Below are 5,635 nucleotides of genomic sequence, written 5' to 3' on the forward strand. Positions count from 1 at the left end.
CACGGGTGGTCAGCAGGATATGGGCGTGGTGATTGCGCTCGTCGCCCGCGCGCCCCGGCGCGTGCAGGGCGATGTCGGCCACCATGCCCCGGTCCACGAACTGCGCCTGGGCGAAGTCCCGCACCAGCTCGACCCGCGCCGCGTGGGTCAGCTCGGCGGGCAAGGCCACGCGCACCTCGCGGGCGACCTGGCTGTTTTTGCGTGTCTCGGATTCCTCGACGCGGTTCCACAGCTCGGATCGGTCGGAGACCCAATCCGGCGCGTGGTCCGGGGCGAGGATTTCGGTGTGCTCAACGCCGCTTTTGGCCGCGTAGTCGAAGACCAGCCCGGTGCGGCGGTCCTCGATCCGCTCGGCCACGCGGTAGGCGATTGCCGCCGTGGCGCTGCGGCCCTGGCTGCGGGAAATCATCGAGGCTCGAAGATGGTAGATCGCCATTCGGTGCCGCACTTCGCTTAGGGGTCGAGGGGAAACGCCAGTCTCCCCCGCCCACACAAACGCGTAGCGTTTGTATAAGTGGGCACTTCGTGTCTTGCACCCTGCCTCAACCCACGGCACAAATCAACATAGGGCGATGAGTGTGGAGACCGGAATGGCGCGGAGCATAGATCAACAGATCGCCACGGCGCAGGCCAAGCTGGCGCGCCTCAAGGAACGCCAGAAGGCCAGCGAGACGCGACGCAAGATCATCGTCGGGTCGGTGGTGATCTCCAACGCGCTGAAGGAGCCGGAAAAGGCCCGTGCCCTCGCCGTCCTCCTGCGTCGGGTCGTCACTCGCGAGGTCGATCAGAAGGAGCTGGTCGGGCTGATGGCGGAGCTGGACGAGGCGGCGGGCAAAGCGTCAGGGGCGGATCGGTCGTGAGCAAGGACCCATTCCAGATCCTCGCCGACGAGCTGACCCTGATCCGCAAGGACATGGACCGGCTCCAGCGCACCAGCCTCGACAAGGATGAGGCCAAGGGACTGCACGACATGCTGGCCCAGGCGGTCGACAGGATGGAACGCGCGGCGGAAAACGCCCCGGCCAGCCTCCAGAATACCCTGCGGAACGACAGGAACCAGGTTGTCCGCAATGCCACCGCAGCGGCTGCCAGCGCCGCACAGAGCGTTCTGACGGACGTGGCGGGGGAACTGGCCAAGGAGCGCGATGCCTTCCGCAGAGCCGCAGGAGAGGCCCGCAGAGAGGCGTGGCGCTGGTTCGGCGGGTTCTGGGTGTGGTTGGCCTCCATCGGGGCCACAGGGGCACTCCTGGGCGCGCTGGCGGCGTTCTGGATCACGGGGCGCGGCGATGCCCGCGAGTTCGGGCGCTTCCCGTCGATCTACTGCGGCAACGCCGGGGGTCAGGTGGTCGAGCAGGACAACGGGGGCACCTTCTGCGCCATCTGGATCAAGCGACCGCCGCAATCAGGGAACTGACGGCCGATCCTGGCTCGATCCATTCCCGGCAAATCCGGCATCTGCAACGGGCGCTGTCGGTCGGGTTTGGGCGAAACCTTCCCCTCCCTGCCTGACCCACCCCATCCGGTCGGCGTTCCGCTCGTGGCAAGGACACACCTCGCCAGTATCGGGTCGAACTTGGCACCGTCGGAGAAGCAGGCTCCTTCGTCGCCTGCGTCGATCAAAAACTCCACCCCCGCCCGGCCGGTCGCCAGCTTCCTGACGAGCGCTCCCGTCCGAACGGGCGTGGATTTTTTGCCCTCCTGTAGATCATAAGAGGGAGCAAAATTTTCATGCAATAATTTCAGTGCCTTACAGGGGGGGGGTAGACTCTCTAGGATTGTCCACCCCTAGACAGCCTAGGATTGTCCACCCCTAGACAATCTGGTGTCAGTTTCTGACAATGAAGAGTTGATAACCGACAACTCTTGTGAACTAGTAATGTTAGAAACTGACAAGAAAATAGCTGGGGTTGGACAGTGAATCTGCCGGACAAGAAGCGCCCAGGAACGTGGGTTCAGACGGAGCGAGCCGCCCATGAGGCTTGGGCAGCTCTGATGCGCGACAGCCCGAATGCGGCAATGCTGATGCACCTGCTGGTCGCCCGTGTGGGGGAGCACAACGCTGTCGTCGTCTCCCAGAAAACGATGGCGAAGATCATGGGGCGGCACGTCAACACCGTGAAGACCGCCTTCAAGACGCTTCGGGACCGCAACTGGATCGAGATACGTCAGGTCGGGGAACGCGGCACCGTGAACGCCTACATCATCAACGATCGGGTTGCATGGACCGGCAAGCGTGACGGCATTCGCTACAGCCTGTTCAGCGCGGCAGTCGTTCTCTCGGACGAAGAGCAGCCGGATCGCGACCAGCTCGGCCAACAGGAGCCGCTGCGCCGCGTCCCCAGCCTGCTTCGGGGCGAACAACAGCTCCCGTCCGGGGACGGCCTGCCGCCGCCGTCCGAACCGTCCCTTCCCGGCATGGAACCTGACCTGCCCGCCACGGATCTCGGTGAAGATGATGCGTAACGCTGCGGAACGTTCCGTTGCGTTTCTTTTGGAACGCGGCGGAACGCCATGAGCTACACTTTGAACGAAGCCGCAAAGGCGACAGGAAAGAGCAAGACCACAATTCATCGCGCCCTGAAATCTGGAAAGGTTTCAGCGACTAAGACGGACAGTGGCGTTTACGCCATAGAACCTGCGGAACTGCATCGAGTGTTCCCTCCTGTTCCGACGGAACGGAACGCGGAACGTTCCATTCGGAATGAAGAGGAACACCTGCGTAACGACCTAGGAACACTTCGCATCCAACTGGAATCCACGGAAAAAGAGCGCGAGCGCGAACGGCAGCAGTTGGAGGAAACCATCGCTGATCTTCGTGAGGATCGGGACCGATGGCGGCAGCAGGCCACAGCCCTTCTGGAAGACAAGCGGCCGCGCGGGTTCTGGAAAAAGCTATTCGGCGGCTGATTTCGATTTAACCGGGTATGCCGCACTGGCATGCGTTGTGCCTCGAACAATCCTATGCAATAAGTAAATACATTTACATATTCGACCGAGGCGCACCCATGACGATCACCCACAGCATCGCCGTCTCCGCTCCCCGTGCGACGGTGTTCGCTCTCTATGAGGACGTGGCATCGTGGCCCGCATGGGATCAGGAGACCAAGGACGTGTTCCTGCCGGAGGGGTTGCGACAGGGTTCGGCAGGTTGGTTGAAGCCGCGGAAGGGGCCGAAGGCGCGCGTGCGCGTCGCCGAGGTCGTGCCGGGGCGCTCATTCACGATGGAGGGCCAGTTGCCGCTGTGCCGGATGCACTTCGGTCATGAACTGGAGGATGACGGCGCCCAGACCACCGCGACCCACTCGGTGCGCTTCTCCGGACCCTTAAGCTTTTTGTTTCGCCGGTTGGTCGGCAGGGAGATCAACGCCACCCTTCCGGCGACCCTGCTCGGCCTGAAACGGGCCGGTGAGGCGGGAGCCAAGAGCGGGTGACCGGGCAGGGCCCGGGGTGGGATCTGTCGTCCCTTGCAGGCCCGCAGGCCAGTCCCGGGTTCAAACTCTGGCACGAGTTCATGCTGTGGCAGCGTGGCCTGAACGCACGACTGAAGCCGTTCGGCCTGACGCAGCCACAGTTCGCCATCCTGGCCGTCTGTGGCTGGCTGACGCGCGACGGACAGGACGCGACCCAACGAGACGTCATCGACTTCCTCGGCATGGACCGGATGCACGTCTCGCAGATCGCCACACGGCTGGAGAGGGACAAGCTGATCGAGCGTCCCACCTCGACGGCCGACCAGCGATCGAAGCGCGTCAGGCTCACGCCGCTAGGACGCGAGCGCCTGGTCGGCGCGATGCCGGTCGTAGAAACCTACGACCAGCAGTTCTTCGCGGCGAGGGAGACGTCATAGCCTGCACCGCAGCAGGACGTCGCTATGAAACACTTTTCCCGTTGCATCAGGGTTCATCCCGGTTTCCAGGACGCCGCCGGAAGCGGGTCTAGACGCTTTTGAAACAGTATACCGGCACTCCGGCATTGCTCGCTTGAAAACCCAAGCGATTAGGTTATACACTCACCAATGCCGACTGTCCTTCGCCTCGATGGCCTGCGCGTGAGAATCTATGTGGACGATCACCGCCCTGCCCATGTCCACGTTATCGCGGCAGATGGTGAAGCCGTGTTTGTGCTGAACTGCCCTGACGGCCCGCCAGAACTGCGGGAACGCCATGGGGTGTCGTTGCAGGTGGTGAACCGTATTCAGAAGGAACTGGCAAAGCATCTGTCAGTCCTCTGCCCGAAGTGGAGGGAGATTCATGGAGATTTCTGAGCAGGAATTTCAGGCCGCGACCCTTCGTGGCGAAGAACTGCGGCGCAAGGGTTATGCCGTCCGTGCCGACTATGACACCCGTCAGAACCGACTGGTCGTAGACCTCAATACGGGCGTCACGGTCATGGTGCCTGTGCATCTGATCCAGGAACTTTCAGACGCCACCGCCGACGATCTGGGGGAGATCCAGATCAGCCCGGCAGGGACCGCACTGCACTGGCCCCGTCTGGACGCGGATGTCTACGTGCCAAGTCTGATGCAAGGGATTTACGGCACCAAGCGCTGGATGGCCGCACAACTCGGCGCTGCCGGGGGTAGCGCCACATCGCCCGCCAAAGCAGCCGCCGCCCGCGCGAATGGTGCCAAGGGCGGGCGTCCGAAGAAGCAAGCGTGAACCGACAGCGCCCGACCGCCCCCATATGGCGGGGAGGGCGCGGGCGTTCTGCGTTAGCCTACAGCCCGTAACCGAGCCCGCGACCTCGCTCGCGTTCGGCGATACTGTCGCGTTCCTTCTCGATCTCCTGCTGACGCGCCAGTTCGCGTTCCCGCGCGACCTCCTGCGCCTGATGCCGCTCCTCGGCCTCGCGCCCCTCGCGCAATGCGGCGGCACGATCGGCAAGATCGTCCGGGTCGATCCCCGCCGCCGCCTCGCGCAGCCGCGCCGCGAACTCCTGCGGCGTCTCCCGCTCCAGTTCCGGCGTGGCGACCTCCTGAACCTCGTCCCGGCCCTGATAGACTTCCCACGCCTCCCGCATCCGCGCGGCAAACTCGCGCCGGTCGGGGTCCTGCTCCTGGTTCTCGCGGCCACCGGCAAGCGCCAGCTCCGACTGCCCCGGCCCAAGGCGGTCCAGCACCCGCTCCGCTGCCCGGTCCAGCCAGTCGCGGACATGGCCCGCCAGCTCGCGGGCAACCTCCATCACCTCGGCCGCACGGGCCTTGGCCTCGTGCCAGGCCCCGACCCGGCCGACCTCGATGCCGCGCTCCTTCATCTGCCAGGCACCGGGAGAGAGCTGCGGTAGGGGCGGACGGTCCAAAGAGATCGCCCGCACCGTCTGCACCAGCTCCTCGCGTTCGTCCCCGCGTTCCCGCGCGCCGGTGGCCCGCTCCCGCGCTTCGTCGCGCTGCGCCACGAGGGTCCGGTGATCCACCCGGTCCTCGCGGCCCGCCCGTTCCAGCGCCGCGTTGCTGTCCCGCGCCCAAGCTTCCCGCCAGCCCTCCAGAACCTCGACAGCGTTCCAGTCGCGGTTCTTGGTGGTGAAGCCGTCTGCATCCACCTCACGGGTGGTCAGCAGGATATGGGCGTGGTGATTGCGCTCGTCGCCCGCGCGCCCCGGCGCGTGCAGGGCGATGTCGGCCACCATGCCCCGGTCC

At 64.6% G+C, this 5,635-nt stretch carries 10 protein-coding genes; 8 read left to right on the plus strand and 2 right to left on the minus strand.

Translation table 11 applies throughout. The features are described 5' to 3' along the window. Positions 1-436, minus strand: a 436-nt coding sequence (gene mobQ, locus BW970_RS20440; RefSeq protein ID WP_200799322.1) for a MobQ family relaxase, incomplete at its 3' end; no start/stop codon positions are given. Between the two features lie 154 nt (positions 437-590). Between mobQ and BW970_RS19930 the strand changes: the two genes are divergently transcribed. From BW970_RS19930 to BW970_RS19965, 8 genes are all read left to right on the plus strand, one after another. Beyond that, positions 591-860 (plus strand): hypothetical protein, encoded by a 270-nt coding sequence (locus BW970_RS19930; RefSeq protein WP_076534677.1) that lies wholly within the window; start codon positions 591-593, stop codon positions 858-860. After that, positions 857-1,414 carry a hypothetical protein gene (locus tag BW970_RS19935; protein WP_076534679.1) on the plus strand — a complete coding sequence of 186 codons (558 nt, stop codon included), beginning with the start codon at positions 857-859 and terminating at the stop codon, positions 1,412-1,414. The genes BW970_RS19930 and BW970_RS19935 overlap by 4 nt, the downstream gene beginning before the upstream one ends. Before the next feature lie 578 nt (positions 1,415-1,992). Then, positions 1,993-2,463 carry a helix-turn-helix domain-containing protein gene (locus BW970_RS19940; protein WP_083701407.1) on the plus strand — a complete coding sequence of 157 codons (471 nt, stop codon included), beginning with the start codon at positions 1,993-1,995 and terminating at the stop codon, positions 2,461-2,463. Between the two features lie 48 nt (positions 2,464-2,511). Then, complete coding sequence (locus tag BW970_RS19945; protein ID WP_076534683.1) at positions 2,512-2,907, plus strand: MerR family transcriptional regulator; 396 nt, start codon at positions 2,512-2,514, stop codon at positions 2,905-2,907. A 98-nt stretch (positions 2,908-3,005) separates the two neighbouring features. Further along, positions 3,006-3,431 (plus strand): SRPBCC family protein, encoded by a 426-nt coding sequence (locus tag BW970_RS19950; protein WP_076534691.1) that lies wholly within the window; start codon positions 3,006-3,008, stop codon positions 3,429-3,431. Between the two features lie 80 nt (positions 3,432-3,511). Continuing rightward, entirely contained in the window at positions 3,512-3,847 is a 336-nt protein-coding gene (locus tag BW970_RS19955; protein ID WP_229740575.1) for a MarR family winged helix-turn-helix transcriptional regulator, read from the plus strand. A gap of 168 nt (positions 3,848-4,015) precedes the next feature. Further along, the gene (locus BW970_RS19960; RefSeq protein ID WP_076534685.1) at positions 4,016-4,264 is read left to right on the plus strand and encodes a DUF4160 domain-containing protein; all 249 of its coding nucleotides are present in this window, start codon (positions 4,016-4,018) and stop codon (positions 4,262-4,264) included. Beyond that, positions 4,251-4,658 (plus strand): DUF2442 domain-containing protein, encoded by a 408-nt coding sequence (locus BW970_RS19965; RefSeq protein ID WP_076534687.1) that lies wholly within the window; start codon positions 4,251-4,253, stop codon positions 4,656-4,658. The genes BW970_RS19960 and BW970_RS19965 overlap by 14 nt, the downstream gene beginning before the upstream one ends. Positions 4,659-4,716: 58 nt before the next feature. On the opposite strand, the gene BW970_RS19970 is transcribed toward BW970_RS19965, so the two are convergent. Continuing rightward, on the minus strand, positions 4,717-5,635 hold a 919-nt coding region (locus tag BW970_RS19970), incomplete at its 5' end, for a MobA/MobL family protein (protein ID WP_083701409.1).

This window comes from Gemmobacter megaterium (assembly GCF_900156815.1).
GTDB lineage: Bacteria > Pseudomonadota > Alphaproteobacteria > Rhodobacterales > Rhodobacteraceae > Wagnerdoeblera > Wagnerdoeblera megaterium.

Coding starts and splice junctions, on each gene's coding strand:
- BW970_RS19930 (WP_076534677.1), top strand. CDS start 591: ATGGCGCGGAGCATAGATCAACAGATCGCCACGGCGCAGGCCAAGCTG.
- BW970_RS19940 (WP_083701407.1), top strand. CDS start 1,993: ATGCGCGACAGCCCGAATGCGGCAATGCTGATGCACCTGCTGGTCGCC.
- BW970_RS19945 (WP_076534683.1), top strand. CDS start 2,512: ATGAGCTACACTTTGAACGAAGCCGCAAAGGCGACAGGAAAGAGCAAG.
- BW970_RS19950 (WP_076534691.1), top strand. CDS start 3,006: ATGACGATCACCCACAGCATCGCCGTCTCCGCTCCCCGTGCGACGGTG.
- BW970_RS19955 (WP_229740575.1), top strand. CDS start 3,512: ATGCTGTGGCAGCGTGGCCTGAACGCACGACTGAAGCCGTTCGGCCTG.
- BW970_RS19960 (WP_076534685.1), top strand. CDS start 4,016: ATGCCGACTGTCCTTCGCCTCGATGGCCTGCGCGTGAGAATCTATGTG.
- BW970_RS19965 (WP_076534687.1), top strand. CDS start 4,251: ATGGAGATTTCTGAGCAGGAATTTCAGGCCGCGACCCTTCGTGGCGAA.